Source organism: Cloacibacillus evryensis DSM 19522 (genome assembly GCF_000585335.1).
Lineage (GTDB): Bacteria > Synergistota > Synergistia > Synergistales > Synergistaceae > Cloacibacillus > Cloacibacillus evryensis.
Genome location: NZ_KK073872.1, coordinates 777,365 through 793,278, shown reverse-complemented (window position 1 = coordinate 793,278; position 15,914 = coordinate 777,365). Strand labels below are relative to the sequence as shown.

At 60.4% G+C, this 15,914-nt stretch carries 13 protein-coding genes; 5 read left to right on the top strand and 8 right to left on the bottom strand.

Annotated features, from left to right (window positions below; genetic code table 11):
• The first annotated feature begins 14 nt into the window (after nucleotides 1-14).
• The 5 genes from CLOEV_RS03420 (at nucleotide 15) to CLOEV_RS03400 (ending at nucleotide 7,472) form a co-directional block, all read left to right on the top strand.
• Entirely contained in the window at nucleotides 15-2,291 is a 2,277-nt protein-coding gene (locus tag CLOEV_RS03420) for a xanthine dehydrogenase family protein molybdopterin-binding subunit (protein ID WP_051484860.1), read from the top strand.
• A complete protein-coding gene (locus tag CLOEV_RS03415; protein WP_008710485.1) occupies nucleotides 2,275-2,742 on the top strand; it encodes a (2Fe-2S)-binding protein in 468 nt (155 codons plus the stop codon). The genes CLOEV_RS03420 and CLOEV_RS03415 overlap by 17 nt, the downstream gene beginning before the upstream one ends.
• Complete coding sequence (locus tag CLOEV_RS03410) at nucleotides 2,739-3,626, top strand: FAD binding domain-containing protein (RefSeq protein ID WP_034441937.1); 888 nt, start codon at nucleotides 2,739-2,741, stop codon at nucleotides 3,624-3,626. The genes CLOEV_RS03415 and CLOEV_RS03410 overlap by 4 nt, the downstream gene beginning before the upstream one ends.
• Before the next feature lie 59 nt (nucleotides 3,627-3,685).
• A complete protein-coding gene (locus CLOEV_RS03405; protein WP_034441935.1) occupies nucleotides 3,686-5,206 on the top strand; it encodes an HAL/PAL/TAL family ammonia-lyase in 1,521 nt (506 codons plus the stop codon).
• Nucleotides 5,207-5,438: 232 nt separating this feature from the next.
• Nucleotides 5,439-7,472 (top strand): M13-type metalloendopeptidase, encoded by a 2,034-nt coding sequence (locus CLOEV_RS03400; RefSeq protein ID WP_034441933.1) that lies wholly within the window; start codon nucleotides 5,439-5,441, stop codon nucleotides 7,470-7,472.
• Nucleotides 7,473-7,575: 103 nt separating this feature from the next.
• Here CLOEV_RS03400 and CLOEV_RS03395 read toward each other — a convergent pair whose 3' ends face one another.
• From CLOEV_RS03395 to nrdR, 8 genes are all read right to left on the bottom strand, one after another.
• Nucleotides 7,576-8,280, bottom strand: coding sequence for an ABC transporter ATP-binding protein (locus tag CLOEV_RS03395; protein WP_008710477.1), 705 nt, complete (start codon nucleotides 8,278-8,280; stop codon nucleotides 7,576-7,578).
• A complete protein-coding gene (locus CLOEV_RS03390) occupies nucleotides 8,273-9,121 on the bottom strand; it encodes an ABC transporter ATP-binding protein (RefSeq protein ID WP_034441931.1) in 849 nt (282 codons plus the stop codon). The genes CLOEV_RS03395 and CLOEV_RS03390 overlap by 8 nt, the downstream gene beginning before the upstream one ends.
• On the bottom strand, nucleotides 9,114-10,178 hold the full coding sequence (locus CLOEV_RS03385) for a branched-chain amino acid ABC transporter permease (RefSeq protein WP_008710473.1): 1,065 nt from the start codon (nucleotides 10,176-10,178) through the stop codon (nucleotides 9,114-9,116). Before CLOEV_RS03385 ends, CLOEV_RS03390 begins: the two co-directional genes overlap by 8 nt.
• Nucleotides 10,175-11,068: a branched-chain amino acid ABC transporter permease gene (locus tag CLOEV_RS03380; protein WP_008710471.1), complete on the bottom strand. Its 894-nt coding sequence runs from the start codon at nucleotides 11,066-11,068 to the stop codon at nucleotides 10,175-10,177. The genes CLOEV_RS03385 and CLOEV_RS03380 overlap by 4 nt, the downstream gene beginning before the upstream one ends.
• A 261-nt stretch (nucleotides 11,069-11,329) precedes the next feature.
• The gene (locus CLOEV_RS03375) at nucleotides 11,330-12,469 is read right to left on the bottom strand and encodes an ABC transporter substrate-binding protein (protein ID WP_008710469.1); all 1,140 of its coding nucleotides are present in this window, start codon (nucleotides 12,467-12,469) and stop codon (nucleotides 11,330-11,332) included.
• A gap of 73 nt (nucleotides 12,470-12,542) precedes the next feature.
• A complete protein-coding gene (locus tag CLOEV_RS03370; RefSeq protein ID WP_008710467.1) occupies nucleotides 12,543-13,232 on the bottom strand; it encodes an anaerobic ribonucleoside-triphosphate reductase activating protein in 690 nt (229 codons plus the stop codon).
• Between the two features lie 3 nt (nucleotides 13,233-13,235).
• Entirely contained in the window at nucleotides 13,236-15,359 is a 2,124-nt protein-coding gene (nrdD, locus tag CLOEV_RS03365) for an anaerobic ribonucleoside-triphosphate reductase (protein WP_008710465.1), read from the bottom strand.
• The gene (gene nrdR, locus CLOEV_RS03360) at nucleotides 15,352-15,828 is read right to left on the bottom strand and encodes a transcriptional regulator NrdR (protein ID WP_008710463.1); all 477 of its coding nucleotides are present in this window, start codon (nucleotides 15,826-15,828) and stop codon (nucleotides 15,352-15,354) included. The genes nrdD and nrdR overlap by 8 nt, the downstream gene beginning before the upstream one ends.
• Nucleotides 15,829-15,914 lie beyond the last annotated feature (86 nt).

Here is a 15,914-nt window from a genome sequence, read left to right as displayed (position 1 = left end):
CGGGAGGGATTTCCTTGAAAGAAAATTACAGCTACGCGGGCAGATCATATCCTATCAACGACGCCGTCTATAAGACGACCGGCGAGATGATATATGCCTCGGACATCAGACTGCCGGGGATGCTCTATCTGGAGCTGGCGTGCAGCACGCACCCGCACGCGAGGATACGCGCCGTCGATTCACGCGCGGCGCGCCGGCTGCGGGGAGTAGTCGAGGTATTCTCCTACGAGAATTCTCCGCATAAGAGGTACAACAACTGCCGCAAGACGCCGCTCCAGCAGGGCGTGCCCGAGGACAAGCTGCTCTACACGGACCGCGCGCGCTATGTCGGCGACGTCGTCGCTGGCGTCCTCGCCGAGAGCAGGGAGGCGGCGGAAGAGGGAGCGCGCCGGCTCGTCATCGATTACGAAGACCTGCCGGCGGCGGTCTCCATGAGCGAAAGCACGGCTCCGGACGCCTGCCCCGTACATGACGGCGGCAACATCCTCTGCAATGTTGATTTCTCCTGCGGCGGCGGCACGGAAGCGGGGCTGACGGAGAGCGGCCGCTGCCGGTCGTCGCTCTCGTCGCAGCAGATGAACCATATAACTATGGAAACCCACGCTTATCTGGCCGACTATAGAAACGGCGAGCTGACGATATGGACGCCGACGCAGGGTATTTACGGCGTCAGGACCGTCGTCTGCGACCTCTTCGGCCTCCCCTACAATATGGTGCGGGTCGTCAAGGTGCCGATGGGAGGCTCCTTTGGCGGCAAACAGGAGTTTATATACGAGCCTCACGCCGCCTACGCGGCGCTGCAGAGCGGACGGCCGGTGAGGCTGCATCTGAGCCGGCGGCAGGCCATCGTCTCCACCACTTGCCGGCCCTCGCTGGAAACGGCGATCGAAATGGGCTTCACCAAAGAGGGGCGGATCACGGAATGCCATGTGCTCAACGACGCCAATGCCGGAGCTTACGCGGGAAACGCGGTCAACCTTGAGGATACGATGAAGGCAAAAATGACAAGGAGCTATAAGTTTCCCTCCTTCCATTTCAAGGGACGAGCGATCTATACGAACACGCCGATCGGCGGCGGCATGCGCGGCTGGGGCGCTCCCGAGATGGTCACGCCGCTCGAGATATTCCTCAACGCCGCCGCGCGCAGGCTGGGGCTCGACCCCGTCGAGCTGCGGCTGCGCAACACCTACGACCCCGGCGACAGTGAGATCGCGCACGGCCTCTCCCTCGGCAACTGCCGCGGAAAAGACTGCCTGACGATCGGAGCAAAAGAGTTCTCCTGGGACGAGCGTCGGAAGCGCCCCCGTGAGAAGGGGCGCCTGCGCCGAGGCATCGGCGTCGCCTACGGCGGCTATCAGAACGGCTTTTATCCGCGCCCCAGCAACCTCTCCGTGATGACGATAAAGATGAACGAGGACGGCTCCGTCTGTCTGCAGACATCGGTGCACGAGGTCGGCTGCGGCACGGTGCGCTCGCTGCAGATAATCGCCGCGGAGATATTGTCCGTCGCTCCCGACAAGATATATGTCACAGAAGGCGACACGAAATACACGCAGTTCGACCTCGGCTCATACGGCAGCCGCACGACCTTCATCGCCGGCGAGTGCGCGCGGCGCGCCGCCCTCGCCCTGAAGGATTCGCTGCTGAAAGCCGCGGCCTCGCTGCTCGGGCTGCCGGAGACGGAGCTTGAGCTGCGCGATGAATACGTCATCTCCGCGTCACACCCGGAGGTAAAGATGAGTTACGCCGAGGCCGCCTCCCGGGCGCTGATGGAAAAAGGCGTCGCCCTCTACGACGCGGTGGAATGGAAGGGCGTCTCCAACCCCGGCTCCTTCGTCGCGAACTTCGCGGAGGCGGAGGTGGATACCCTCACCGGCATGGTAAGGGTGACCGACTTCCTCTCCGTCAACGACGTAGGCTTCGCGCTGAACCGGCAGATGGTGGAAAACCAGGTGCGCGGCGGCATCCAGATGGCCGCGGGCTACGCTCTCTGCGAGGACGTCGCCGTGGACGCCGCGGGAAATCCAAAAAACGACCGGCTGAGCCGCTATCACACGCTCAACAGCGCCGACATGCCGCGGGTACGGGTCGTGCTCGTCGAAGAGGGCGGCGACGAGGGGCCCTTCGGCGCGAAGACGATCGGCGAAGTCTGCACGATCGCGGGGACCGCCGCCATCGCGAGCGCCGTGAGCGACGCGCTGGGCAAGGAGATAACGGCGCTGCCGCTGACGCCAGAGAGGATAGTCAAATGGATAACGACGGAGGGGGTTCCCGATGATGATCAGCTTTGAACTCAACCATAAAAAATACAGGATGAACGTCGATCCCACAAAACGGCTCGTCGATTTCCTGCGCGACGAGATGGGGCTGACAGGGACGAAGGAGGGCTGCGGCGAGGGCGAATGCGGAGCCTGCACCGTCATTCTCGACAAAAAAGCGGTCCACGCCTGTCTCGTCCTCACGGGGCAGATAAACAAAAAAAGCCTTCTCACGGTCGAAGGACTGGCTCAAAACGGAGAGCCGTCGCCGCTGCAAAAGGCGTTTATAAAGCACGGTGCCGTCCAGTGCGGCTACTGCACGCCCGGCATGCTGATGTCGGCCTCGGCGCTGCTCATGGAAAACCCGCGCCCCACGGAGGCGGAGGTGCGGCTGGCGCTGGCGGGCAACATCTGCCGCTGCGGCGACTACAGCGCCATCGTCGACGCGGTCCTCGATGCGGCGGAAGCGGAGGCACGGCGATGAAGGCCGCGAAGATGCTCTCTCCCGCAAACCTCGCGGAATTGACGGCGGCGCTGCCCAGGATGACTGAAAAAAGCAAGGTCGTTGCCGGGGGCACGGACCTCGTCGTCGCCATCAAAGAGGGCCGCGCGCGCCCCGACTTGCTGCTGAATGTGCTCGACGTTAAAGAGATGCGCGCCGTCTTAAAAAAAGCAGACGCGCTGGAGATAGGGGCGGCGGTCCCCTTCGGCGAGATAGCTTCCGCGGAGGCGGTGCGCCGGTACTTCCCCGCGCTTGCCGACGCCGCGGCGCACGTCGGCTCAAAACAGATACGCAACCGCGGCACGATCGGCGGCAACATCGGCAGCGTCTCCCCGGCGGGAGATATGCTTCCCGTGCTGCTGCTCTACGGCGCGAGCCTGCGCGTCGCCCACGCCTCGGGAGAGATCACGGAACGTCCCTTCGCCTCGATGATAGAAAAAGGCAGACTGCTCCCGCCCTCCGGCGGCCAGGTCATCGTCTCCGTTTTGCTGCCGCTGCCGCCCGCCGGCAGTGCCAGCGCCTTCGTCAAACTGGGCTCGCGCACGGAGGTCACGATCGCCAGGCTCAGCATCGCCATGTCAGCGAATTTTGACGCGGACGGGCGGATAGCCTCTCCCACCGTCACGCTCGGAGCGCTGGCAAAGGCCCCGATCTTTGCGAGAGAGGCGATGACGGCGATAGCAGGAAACTATCCCGACGAGGCGGCATCAGCACGGCTTGCCGCGGCCCTCGCGCGCGAGGTGGACGAGGCTATCCCGGGGCGCGCCTCGCAGCCCTACAAGCGCCATGCGATCAGAGGCGCGGCCGCGGACGTCTTTGAAAAAATCATCTCGCGGCGCGCGGGAGCGCCCGGCACGGCTTCATAGACACAACATCTTCTCTATTAATGAAATAACAAAACAATAAAAATCGGAGGCGTATTACAATGGAAATTATACTCACAGGCAACGATCTGACAGTGGAAAAGGTCTGGGCGATCGCGGTCGAAGGGGCCCGGGCGGAGATAAGCCGCGAGGCCGAGGCAAAACTCGAAGCGGCAAGAACGCTCGTCTATGACCTTGCCCGCGACGAAACGCCGGTCTACGGCTTCAACAGGGGCGTCGGCTGGAACAAAGACCGCAAAATCGAGGCCGACCAGATAGACGACTTCAACCGCAAACTCATCTATTCCCATTCTCTGGGTATCGCGCCCGAGGCTTCAGAAGCCGAGGTGCGCGCGGTGATGGCCGTCAGGCTGAATTGCCTGCTTCAGGGAAACACCGGGATACAGCCCGCGATCGCGCGCCGTTACGCGGAATTTCTCAACGCGGGCATCCATCCCGTCATCCCCGAAAGGGGCTCCGTCGGCGAAGCGGACATCACGCTGCTCTCACACATCGGGCTCGCGATGATCGGCGAGGGCGACGTCAACTATAAGGGACGCCGCATTTCTTCCGCTGAGGCCCACAAACTGGCGGGGCTCGAGCCGGTAAAGCTCGGGCCGAAGGACGGACTGGCGATCGTATGCAGCAACTCCTTCTCCGCGGGGCAGGCGGCGCTGGCGCTCAAAGAGCTGAAAGACCTCGCGGACACGGGCGAGATAGTATCCGCCCTCGCGCTCGAAGGCTTGAACGGAAACACCTCGCCGCTTGACCCATCGGCTCTGGCGGCCCGCAAATACAGGGGACAGCAGTACAGCGCGGAACGCATCCGCAAATACCTCGAGGGCAGCTACATCTATCAGCCCGACCCGCGGCGGCCGCTCCAGGACCCGCTCTGCTACCGCGGCGCGGCGCATATAAACGGCACGCTGCGCGACGCGGTCCGCTACGCGGAGGAGGCGCTGCTGACACAGATAAACAGCACCGACGACAACCCCTGCGTCCTCACGGAGGAAAGGCGCATGATCTCCGTCTCCAACTTCGAGGTGACTTCGCTCAGCACCGCCTTTGAACTGCTGGCCATCGTCCTCTCGCACGTATCGCGCGCCTCCTGCTACCGCATGATCAAGCTCGCGAATCCCGAACTTACCGGACTGCCGCGCTTCCTCAGCCATGACGGCGGGGCCTCGCACTGCTTCGGCACCATCCAGAAGACCTTCACGATGATGGACACAGAGATCCGTCTGCTCTCCAACCCCTGCTCCGTGGACTACATGGCGCTGGCGGGCGCGATCGAGGACCACGCCAACAACACGCCGCTCGTCGTACAAAAGCTGAGAAAAGCGATCGACAACATGAAGTACATCTACGGCATGGAGATGATGCACGCCTGCCAGGCGGTGGAGCTGCGCAAGCGCGGGCAGGAGCTTGAGCTGGGCAGAGGCACGAAAATCGCCTTCAGCGAGTTCCGTAAAGAACTCAAACTCTACGAAAGCGACCGGCCGCTCTCGCCCGACATCCGCAAGGCCTACGAGTTCATCGACGGCGGCGTCCTGCTTAAAGAGGTCAGGGATAAATTCCTGTAAAAACAGCCGGAGAAAAAGTTTAAAGAACAACGCAATATATCTATACCAAACAAAATAACCCATGCCGTCAGAGGAATGACATTATCTTTCGTGAAAAGGCATGGGTTATATCCATAGAAGGACACGCCGGTCCGTATTTGCAGTTATGCTACAATATCGGCAGCCTCTCCGTGAATCGCGCCTGTTGTCGGCGGCGCGGATGGTGAGAGTAGGCACGATGGAGGTAGGATAAATGATCAAATCATGGACCGGCGCGTTTAAGTGCGCACTGCTGTTTGCAGCCGCGTTTTTTTGCGTTGCCGGCAGCGCGGAGGCGGCATGGGTCAATTCGGACATCGCCGATTTCCCCGCCGGCGCTAAGGCGCCCTCATACCGCGACGACTTTCACCGCGCGGTGAACTACGAATGGCTCTCAACGGCTAAGATACAAAAGGGAGAAATGCTCGTCGGCTCCTTTTCAGAGAGAGAGGACGAGGTGGAGACGCAGGGAAAGAAACTGCTAAGGGACCGTTCTCTGAAAAGCCACGAGGCGGCGCTGGTGCAGAAGTTCCACGGCATGCTGCGCGACTGGAAGAGCCGCGGCCGCCTCGGGATGGAGCCGGTGCTGCCGTATATCAAACGCATCGAGGCGATCCGTGACCTGGACGGGCTGACTTCCTACCTGACCGACGTCCGCGATCCCCACTTCGGCTCCGTACTCTTCGACATCTGCGTAACGCCCGACAACAAAGACGCTACTAATAATACGGTGGCGATCGCCCCGACGGGGCTGCTGCTGATGGATGCCGACGAGTACCGCGCGAAGGAGCTCAGCGATTCGGCCAAACGCCGCAAAGCGGCGAACGATATTTTTATCGTCAAGCTGCTGCAAAAGGCCGGCTACGACAAGGCCCGCGCCGAGGCGATGAACGACGGCCTCTTCCGCGTCGAAAAAAAGCTGGCCGCGCAGGCGATGGGGCGGAAGGAGCTCTATTCGCCCGCGGCGCAGGCCGCCCTCTACAACGTGCGCACGAAGGAAGAGCTCGCCAAGGCTTCGACAAGGTTCCCGCTCACCGCGGCGGTCGATTCGCTGGGCTCCGGCGGCAGCCGCGAGTTCGTCCTCATGCAGCCGAAATGGCTAGCTTCCCTGAACGACCTCTACCGCCCGGAGAATCTTGAGGATATAAAGAGCTACCTCATCATCAGTACGCTGTTTTCAACAGCAAACCTGCTGGACCGCGAGACGCGCGGCTGGTCCGTGGAACGCGGAAACGCCATAATGGGCAGCAGCGGCGCGGTCCCCGACGAAAAGTACGCCTACGGAATGGTTTCGGCCTATCTCGGAGAACCGCTCGGCAGGTTATACGCAGAAAGATACGCCGACCCCAAGACGAAGGCCCGGATAGAAGGGTTTATTGCGAAGGTGGTCGGGTACTACCGGAACATGCTGCACGGCGAGAGCTGGCTGACGGAGAGCACGCGAAACAAGGCTGTGATCAAGCTCGACAATCTTACGGTGCGCGTCTCCCACCCTGACAAGTGGGAGGATTTTTCAGCGTTGGACTTTAAGGATACGAAAGAGGGCGGCAATCTCGTGGAAGCCGTCGCCGCCATTGCCGACTTCAAGCGCCTGCGCGACATCAAGCTGGTGAACACGAAGGTGGACAGGAGCAAGTGGGACGTCACGCCGCAAACGGTCAACGCCTACTATTCAGGCTCTGACAACTCGATCAACATCCCCGCCGGCATTCTTGGCGGCGTCTTCTATTCGCCCGCCGGAGGCGAGGAGGAATTGCTCGGAGCTATCGGCATGGTGATCGGGCACGAGATAACGCACGCCTTCGACACAAACGGCTCGCAGTACGATGAGAAGGGCAACTTCGTCAATTGGTGGACGGAGGCGGACCGCGAAGCCTTTGACGAACGCGCAAAGAAAATCAGCGACTACTTCTCGACGATCGAGGTGCTGCCCGGCGTGAAGGCCGACGGCGAACTGGTGATCAGCGAGGCGATCGCCGACCTCGGCGGCATCTCTTGCGTGACGGCGATCGGCCGCGAAGTGCCGGGATTCGATTTCGCGAAATTTTTCAAGGCCTACGCCCGGCTGTGGCGTAGCCGCAAGACCAAGGAGGCGGAGGAATACTATCTAAAAATGGACATCCACCCGCTTTCTTATCTGCGCACGAATGTAAACGTCCAGCAGATGCCGGAATTCTACGCCGCCTTCGATGTGAAGCCCGGGGACGGCATGTACCTCGCGCCGGAGAAGAGGATCGCCCTCTGGTAGGATAGCCCGCGCCGGCTGATTTCGCCCTGCGGCGGCATATATTGCAAATGAGCCTCCGCCTGACGATGGCGGAGGCTCGTTTCATAAAAAATTATCCGTTTTTTTACCCTCCGAGGTAGGCGCTGACGACGCGCGGATCTCTCAGGAGTTCATCTCCCGGCCCCTGAAGGGTGATCTCGCCGACTTCCAGAACGTAGGCGTAATCGGCGATCTTGAGCGCGGCAAAGGCGTTTTGCTCGACGAGCAGGACCGTTTTGCCCTCCTTGTTTATCTGTTCGATGATGTTGAAGACCTCTTCGACAAGGATCGGCGCGAGTCCCATCGACGGTTCGTCGAACATTATCAGTTCCGGGTCGCTCATCAGCGCGCGCCCGACGGCCAGCATCTGCTGTTCGCCGCCGGAGAGGGTGCCTCCCTTCTGCCATGAGCGTTCGCGCAGGCGCGGGAAGAGCGTGAAGGCGCGTTCTATGCCCGCAGCTTCCTCGTCTTTATTCTTGCAGCTGTAGCCGCCGAGCTTGAGGTTCTCAAGCACCGTGAGGTGCGGGAATATCCGGCGTCCCTCGGGGCAGAGGGCGATGCCGCGCTCGAGGACGTGCTCCGGCTGGAGTCCCATCAGGTGTTTTTCTTTCCAGGTGACGCTGCCGCTCTTGTTTCTCACAAGGCCGGCGATCGCGCGCAGCGTGCTGCTCTTGCCCGCGCCGTTCGCGCCGATAAGGGTGACTATTTTCCCGATCGGCACGTCAAGGGATATTCCGCGCAGCGCCTGTATGCCGCCGTAATTTACCGAAAGATTTTCGACCTTAAGCATGGTCAGATTCCTCCCCCTCGCACGGACGCCCGCCGGAGGCCGCCCTGCGGGCGGGGCTTTCTCCGGCGCGGGCCGCGTCTTTGCCGAGATATGCCTCGATGACCTTCGGGTTTGAGCGGATATCCGCCGGAGTGCCCTCGGCGATGAGCTGTCCGTAGTCAAGCACGCGTATCCATTCGGAGACGCCCATGACGACCTTCATGTCGTGCTCGATCATCAATATCGTAACGTCGAATTTATCGCGGATGCTTCTGATAAAGTCCATCAGATCCTGGCTTTCCTGCGGGTTCATGCCCGCGGCAGGTTCGTCGAGGAGCAGCAGCTTCGGGTTCGTCGCGAGGGCGCGCGCTATCTCCAGACGACGCTGCGCGCCGTAGGGCAGTCCCGTGGCGACCTCGCCCGCGAGCTTGTCCAGCCCCACCGCCTCGAGCAGCTCCATCGAACGCCCGCGTATCTCGCGCTCTTCGCGGAGGAAGAGCGGCAGATAGAGCGGCGCGCTCCACCACGGAGCCCGCTGGCGCACCCAGCAGGCGGTCATGACGTTTTGCAGCACGGTGCCGCCGGTAAAGAGGCGGATGTTCTGAAAGGTGCGCGCGACGCCGCTCTTGCAGACGATGTGCGGCTCCAGCGGCGTGATGTCGCAGCCGTCAAAGATGACGCGCCCCGACGTCGGCTTGTAAAAACCGGTGATTATATTGAAGCAGGTGGTCTTTCCCGCGCCGTTCGGACCGATGAGGCTCGTTATCGAGCCGCGCTCGACCTCTATGGTGAAGCCGCTGACGGCGGTGAGGCCGCCGAATTTTATCATGACGTCCTCAGTCTTCAGTATCGTATCAGCCATTGGCGCGCGCCCCCTTTCCCCGGAAGATACGCTTCGCTAAGCGCGCGGCGCTGTCCCAGCTGAATTCGTAGCCTCCGATTATTCCCTCGCGGCGGTAGAGGATGATGAAGAGCAAAAGCAGCGAGAAGATCAGCATTCGCATACCGGGGACCCCCGCAAACTCCCACGAGAAGATCGTTATTGAGTCCTCGACGAAACGCAGCCACTCAAGCAGCACGGTGATGACCACCGTGCCTATGAGCGAGCCGGTTATCGAGCCGAGGCCGCCGACGACGACGAACATCAGGATGTTGAAGGTGAGCTGGAAGTTGAACATCTTCGGGTCTATCGTGGTGATGAGGCTGCCCATCAGAGCGCCGCCGACACCGGCGAAGAAAGCGCCGATGACAAAGGATATCGTCTTGGTGCGGAAGGTATTTATGCCCATCGCCTTCGCCGCGACCTCGTCGTCGCGCACGGCGCGCAGGGTGTTGCCGAAGTTGCTCGACAGCAGCTTGACGATCACATAAAAGGTCAGTACGCACCAGAAATAGTTCCAGCCGAGGTTGGCGTAGGCCGGGATGCCTTTCAGCCCCAGCGCGCCGTTTGTGACCGGCGTCATGTTCGTGAAGAGGACGCGGATTATCTCGCCGAAGCCGAGCGTCGCGATGCCGAGATAGTCGCCGCCGAGCTTGAGACAGGGAAGCGCCATCAGCAGGCCGACGAGGGCCGCGACGAGTCCGCCGGCGACGACGGCGATGAAGAAGGGGGCGTGCATCACGGAGAAGGGCCACATCATCGGTTCGAGGATGTACATCATCTCCTTCTGCGCCGCCGGCAGGATGAGGATCGCCGTCACGTAGGCGCCGATCGCCATGAAGCCCGCGTGGGCGAGGGAGAACATGCCGGTAAAGCCGTAGATGAGGTTGAGGCTGATCGCGAGGATCGCGTTGACGGCGATCAGGTTCAGCACCTGGATCTTGTAGCCGTCGAGGCTGTCCTGCGCCCACCAGAGGAAGAGGGCGAGGAGTCCGAGGCAGATGACGTTGAGCGTAAGTTTGGTCGAATTTTTCATCATATCTTATCCTCCAGCTTCTCACCCATCAGGCCGGTCGGTTTGTAGAAGAGTATCAGTATGAGCAGGACGAAGGCGAAAGCGTCGCGGTAGCCGGAGAGCGCCGGGAAAAAGGCGACGAGCATGATCTCCATGAATCCCAGCAGCAGGCCGCCGATCATCGCCCCCTGCACGGAGCCGATGCCGCCGAGGACCGCCGCGATAAATGCCTTGAGGCCGGGAAATATTCCCATGAACGGATGTATCTGAGGATAACGCAGCGCCCACATGATGCCGGCGCAGGCCGCGAGCGCCGAACCGATGGCGAAGGTCAGCGCGATGATGCGGTCCACCTTGACGCCCATGAGACGCGTGGTCTCTATGTCGCGCGAGATCGCGCGCATCGCCAGCCCCGGTTTTGTGCGGTAGAGCATCCAGAGCAGGGCGCCCACCAGGACGAAGGAGATTATCGGGACGAATATGGCGAGCGGCAAAATGCGGACGTTGCCAAGCGTCATGACCCGGACGAGCGGCTCGAAGCGCGGCATCGGCTTCGGGACACCCGTGAAGATGACGAGGCAGAGGTTTTCAATGAAAAATGAGACGCCGATCGCCGATATAAGGGCCGATATGCGCGGGGCGTTGCGCAGCGGCTGGTAGGCGACGCGGTCGATCATAACGCCGAAGACCGCGGTGGCGAGGATCGAGAGCAGCACCGCCGGTATCCACGGCAGATGCATCACAGTGATGGCAAGAAAGACGAAATAGGTGCTGATCATAAAGATGTCGCCGTGGGCGAAATTTATGAGCCGCAGGATGCCGTAGACCATCGTATAGCCGATGGCGATAAGGCCGTAAAGGCTGCCCAGCATAAGCGCGTTGAAGAAATGCTGGACCATCATGTCAGAAGTCATGTTTTTCCCCTCTTACTTATCCTCCCGTTGTCAGAAAGGCATTTTTTATTTTGGATTTCAGAAAAGCCGGAGCAGAGCGGCGGCGCAGAGGCGCAAACCACCAAGCGGCTTGATTCGGGACCGCGAGGGCCGCCGTCCGCCCTTTAAAGGGCGGACGCGGCCATAATATCTTTTGCTGCCAAGCGTGCGGAAATGTTTACCACGCGGCAGTCCGAATCAAGTCGCGACGCGGGCCGCGCGCCTGCGCCGCTGATCAACTGTCTATTTAGGGTTGACGATCGCGTGGAAGACCTGCTTGCCCTTTTCGATCTTGATGATGCCGACAGACTTCTCGGCGTCATGCGTCTTGTTGATCGTCGTCGTTCCCGTTACGCCGGGCATATCCTTAGTTGAGGCGATGGCCGCGGTGATCTTCGCGGGATCGGTGCTCTTCGCGCTCTTGATCGCGTTGTAGATGAGCAGGTAGGCGTCATAGCCGCATCCGGTGAGGGCCGCTGGGTCTTTGCCGGGGAATGCCTTCCGCCACTGCGCCGTGAACTGCTTCTGGATGGGGCTCATAAGTTTCTCTGCCATGTTGGGCGAATAGGCGAATGTCGTGTAGCTGAAGCCCTCGACCGAATCTCCGCCGATCTTGACCATCTCGGGGTTGTCCATCGCGTCGCCGCCGAGGATGCTGAACTTCGCGCCGAGCTCGCGCGCCTGGCGCATGATGATCGCGCCCTCCGCGAAGTTGGCGGGGATGTAGAGGACGTCGGGCTTCTTGCTGATGATCTCAGTCAGCTGAGCCGTGAAGTCCTGGTCGCCCTTCTGGTAGTTCATCACGGAGACGATCTTGCCGCCGTTCTTCGTGAAGTTCTGCTTGAAGAAGTTGCCGAGGCCTACGCTGTAGTCTTCGGTGACTTCGATGAGCATCGCGGCGCTCTTCGCCTTCAGCTCCTTAAGCGCGTAGTCCGCGGCGCCGGCGCCCTGGAAGGGGTCGATGAAGCAGACGCGGAAGACGTACTTCTTGCCCTGCGTTACGAGCGGGTTCGTGCAGGAGGTGCCGACCATCGGGATTCCGGCCTTCTCCGCCACTTCGCCGCCGGCCATCGCGAGCGACGAGCCGTAGGTTCCGATTATCGCCCTCACCTTATCCTTCTCGATCAGACGCTTTACGGCGTTCGCCGATTCGACCTTGTCGCTCTTGTTGTCGACGACGACAAGTTCGATCTTTTTGCCGTCCACAGTCGGGTACTGCTGGTGAGCGAGTTTGACTCCGTCAAGTTCAAGCTGGCCGCCGATGGCGTTTCCGCCCGTAATGGGAAGATATACTCCTATCTTCACCGTCTCCGCCGCCATCGCCATTCCGGCCATGACGAGCACCAATGAAAAAGCCACTGCCACACTCTTGGTTAACTTCATTCCACTACACCTCTTCTTTATGACTTTGTTGAAATGAACACTGAATGCATTATATCGTAAAATTAATCAAATATCAGCCGCGAATTCTGACTCCAGGCAATATTTTTTTTAATTTTTCGGGGTCGGCAGCCTCTTTTTCAAGGAATTTCCCGTCGAGGCATCCCGACGGCTTAAAACACTGCACCACCCAATGCCGGTCGTCGCCGAGCTGGGCGCGTATCGCCGGCATGTCGTCGGGACCGTGGAGCGCCGGCACGAAGGTCGTGCGGAACTCATATGAGGCGGCGGACTCCTTTATTATCCCGACAGATTCCGTTATCTTCGCGATGTCGACCGGCACTCCCGTGAGCTTCGCGTATGACTCGGCGTCAAGCGGCGCTTTGACATCCATCGCGACGTGTTCCACCAGCCCATCCCGGATAAGGCCACGCAGCAGCTCCGGGTTCGTCCCGTTAGTGTCGAGTTTGACGGATAACCCCAGCGCTTTGAGCTCCTCCAAGAGCGGGCGCAGCCCCGGCCACAGCGTCGGCTCTCCACCGCTTATGACGACTCCGTCAAGGAATTTCGCGCGCCGCTTTATGTCGAAGATTATCTTTTCAATAGACAGCTCGCCGGCGCGCGCCGTCACCAGTTCTCCGTTATGGCACCAGGGGCAGCGGAAGTTGCAGCCGCAGGTGAAGATCACCGCCGCGACATGGCCCTCCCAGTCTAAAAAAGAGGCGGGGAGATATCCCCCCGCCCTCGTATCCGCTGTCTTTTCCATCTCTTACGCGGGCATTTCGACAGGACGGCGCGCGCGGTCTTTAAGTTCGCCGCGTTTTCCGGCGTTCCACGACGAAGTGCGCGTGAAGTATCCCGTGACGCGCGTGATGCCGTCGACATCCTCCGAACCGCACAACTCGCAGTGGTCCGAGAGGCCGCGTTCCATATGGCTGCATTCGTTGCAGATCGTGAACTCCGGGCTGAAGGCGACCTGCGCGTTCTCCGTATGCCGGAATGTTTTCATTACGAAGGAGGCCAGCGCCTTCGGATCGGGCTTGTGCTCGCCCATCCAGACGTGCGTGATCGCGCCCGCCTTGATCATCGGATGGAGCTCTCCCTCGCGCGTCACCTTGTCGATCGGGTCCTGCACGAGCTTGTAATTGAGGTGCGTGCTGTTCGTGTAGTAGATCTCGCCGCTCTCAAAGTTCCCCTTGATGTAGTTCTTCGCGATTTCGGGATAGGCGCGCAGGTCGAGCTTCGCGAAACGCAGCGCCGTGCTCTCGGCCGGCGTCTGCTCGAGCACGATCTTGAGGCCGTACCGCTCGGATAGCTGCTGGCATTTGAGATCCATATACTGGATGACGGCGCGCCCGAGGGTCTCCGCCTCCTCGCTCTCGTGGAGCTGGGCCCCCGTCATCGCCTGCACCATCTCGTTGAGTCCGAGGATGCCGATGAGGTGGCTCGCCTTGCGCATACGCAGATAAGGCTCGTCGTCGTGCGAAACGCAGAGCGCCGCGAGCGGCCCCTTCACTCCGAGGTCAAGGATGTTCTTTATAAAGGCGCGCTTCTGGAGGTGCGCCTTCGCGGCGAGCTCCATCTCTTCGTCGATGATGTCAAAGAGCATGCCGTCGTCCCCGTTCGCCTTATAGGCGGCGCGCGGCAGGTTCAGCGTGATGTTCTGCAGCGCGCAGTAGCGCATCTTCCATGGATGCTTCGCCTCGTTGAGGTCCTCCGGCGTCAGCTCGAAGGAGAGGCGGCAGCACTCGGAGAGCTTCGCGACTCCGCCGCGGTCAAACACGTAATAGGTGTTGCCCTTCTCCGAAGATAGGCGGCAGGCGTGGTCAAGACACTCCTCCCAGCCCTCTTCCTTAAAGAAGTAATCGGTGATGTGCAGCAGCGGTTTCGGGAAGAAGAAGGGCTGGCCGCGGCTGTCGCCCCTCATGTAGACGTCGAAGAGCGCCCGGAGGAACATCTTCGATTCCTTGTCGTATTCGGAGTAGGTTTTGCCGGTAAACTTGCCGCCCGGCCCGATCGCCGGCACGTCGCGGAAGTGGTTCGGTATCTCGTAGTAGAGGTTCACGTCGGTAAAGGCCACCTGGCCGCCCCGGCCGCCCGCAAGCTGGTTGAACTCGAAGATCAGCTGCTGCGCGAGCTGGAGGTATTTGTCGTAATCCCAGCCGACCGTGTAGGGGGCGAAGTACATATTCACGGCGTCCCAGCCGATGGCGCCCGCAAAATGGTTCTGCAACACCGAGGTCATCTTCAGCATGTGCGCGAGGAGGACGTCGGCGTGCTTGGCGGGGTTGGAAACGCTCGTTATTGAAGGAATATTGAGGCCGTAGCGCGCCGTATAGGCGACGCTCTGCCCCGAACAGTAGGGGCGGTTCACCATGCCGAGGTCGTGAAGGTGGATGTCGCCCTTGAGGTGCGCGTCGGCGACGTCCTTTGAAAAGACCTTCGTCAGCGCGTACTCCTTTAGCACCATCTCCGCGATCGAAAGGTTGATCGATTCCGGATTATGGCTCGTATTGCTGTTTTCCTTGTTCTTATTGAACATCATCGTCTCGAGATCGTGCACGGGAAGGCCGATGCGTGAATGGTCGGCGAGCTTGGCTTCGAGGCCGCGCTGGAAAAGCTTGACGTTGACCATTTCGCGGATGATCGAGGTGGTGACGTTCGAGCGTCCGTACTTCAAAAGGTCGTCCTCTACCTCGAGGGCGATCCCCTCAGCGGTGGCGGGGTCCGTTCCCGCCTCTATAATAAGCGCGTCGCGTATCCTGCTCGCGTCCCAGGGGGAACGTTCCTCCTGAGCCAGCGCGTCGACCATAAGGGCAAGATCGGTCGATTCTCCCTTATTTTCAAATAAATGTCCCTGTCTGCCGAAATTATTCATAAGTTCCTCAACCATTGCGGTGTGCCTCCTTGTCATCCAAAAGCCTCGCTATTTCGTTCGTGAAGCTCGATACATCGGTGAACTCTCTGTAAACCGAAGCAAATCGCACGTAGGCGACCTTGTTTATCCCGCGCAGCTCTTCCGCCGCCATCTCTCCAAGCCTCGTCGTCGATACCTCGCCCTGCCCCGAAGCGCGCACCCGCTCCTCGATGCGGGCGGCGGCGGCCTCAAGCACATCCAGCGCCACCGGCAGCTTCTCGCAGGCATGCTGAAAACCGCGGATGAGTTTATCCCTGTCGAAAGCCTCCCGCCTGCCGTCCTTTTTCACTACCCACAGGTAGCTCTTCTCCTCCAGCCGCTCGTACGTCGTGAAGCGGCTCTGGCATTCGGGGCATTCGCGCCGTCTGCGGTTGACGCGTCCCTCATCGGAACTGCGCGTCTCTATCACTCTGGTCTCCGGGGCGCCGCAAACGGGGCATCTCATTATTTATTCCTCCAACCGCTATATATGCTCAGCTAGAAAATTATAACACTATATATGGTGTTTCGGTAGGTATTTTTACTCCTGTC

Coding starts and splice junctions, on each gene's coding strand:
- CLOEV_RS03415 (WP_008710485.1), top strand. CDS start 2,275: ATGATGATCAGCTTTGAACTCAACCATAAAAAATACAGGATGAACGTC.
- CLOEV_RS03410 (WP_034441937.1), top strand. CDS start 2,739: ATGAAGGCCGCGAAGATGCTCTCTCCCGCAAACCTCGCGGAATTGACG.
- CLOEV_RS03405 (WP_034441935.1), top strand. CDS start 3,686: ATGGAAATTATACTCACAGGCAACGATCTGACAGTGGAAAAGGTCTGG.
- CLOEV_RS03400 (WP_034441933.1), top strand. CDS start 5,439: ATGATCAAATCATGGACCGGCGCGTTTAAGTGCGCACTGCTGTTTGCA.
- CLOEV_RS03395 (WP_008710477.1), bottom strand. CDS start 8,280: ATGCTTAAGGTCGAAAATCTTTCGGTAAATTACGGCGGCATACAGGCG.
- CLOEV_RS03390 (WP_034441931.1), bottom strand. CDS start 9,121: ATGGCTGATACGATACTGAAGACTGAGGACGTCATGATAAAATTCGGC.
- CLOEV_RS03385 (WP_008710473.1), bottom strand. CDS start 10,178: ATGATGAAAAATTCGACCAAACTTACGCTCAACGTCATCTGCCTCGGA.
- CLOEV_RS03380 (WP_008710471.1), bottom strand. CDS start 11,068: ATGACTTCTGACATGATGGTCCAGCATTTCTTCAACGCGCTTATGCTG.
- CLOEV_RS03375 (WP_008710469.1), bottom strand. CDS start 12,469: ATGAAGTTAACCAAGAGTGTGGCAGTGGCTTTTTCATTGGTGCTCGTC.
- CLOEV_RS03370 (WP_008710467.1), bottom strand. CDS start 13,232: ATGGAAAAGACAGCGGATACGAGGGCGGGGGGATATCTCCCCGCCTCT.
- nrdD (WP_008710465.1), bottom strand. CDS start 15,359: ATGGTTGAGGAACTTATGAATAATTTCGGCAGACAGGGACATTTATTT.
- nrdR (WP_008710463.1), bottom strand. CDS start 15,828: ATGAGATGCCCCGTTTGCGGCGCCCCGGAGACCAGAGTGATAGAGACG.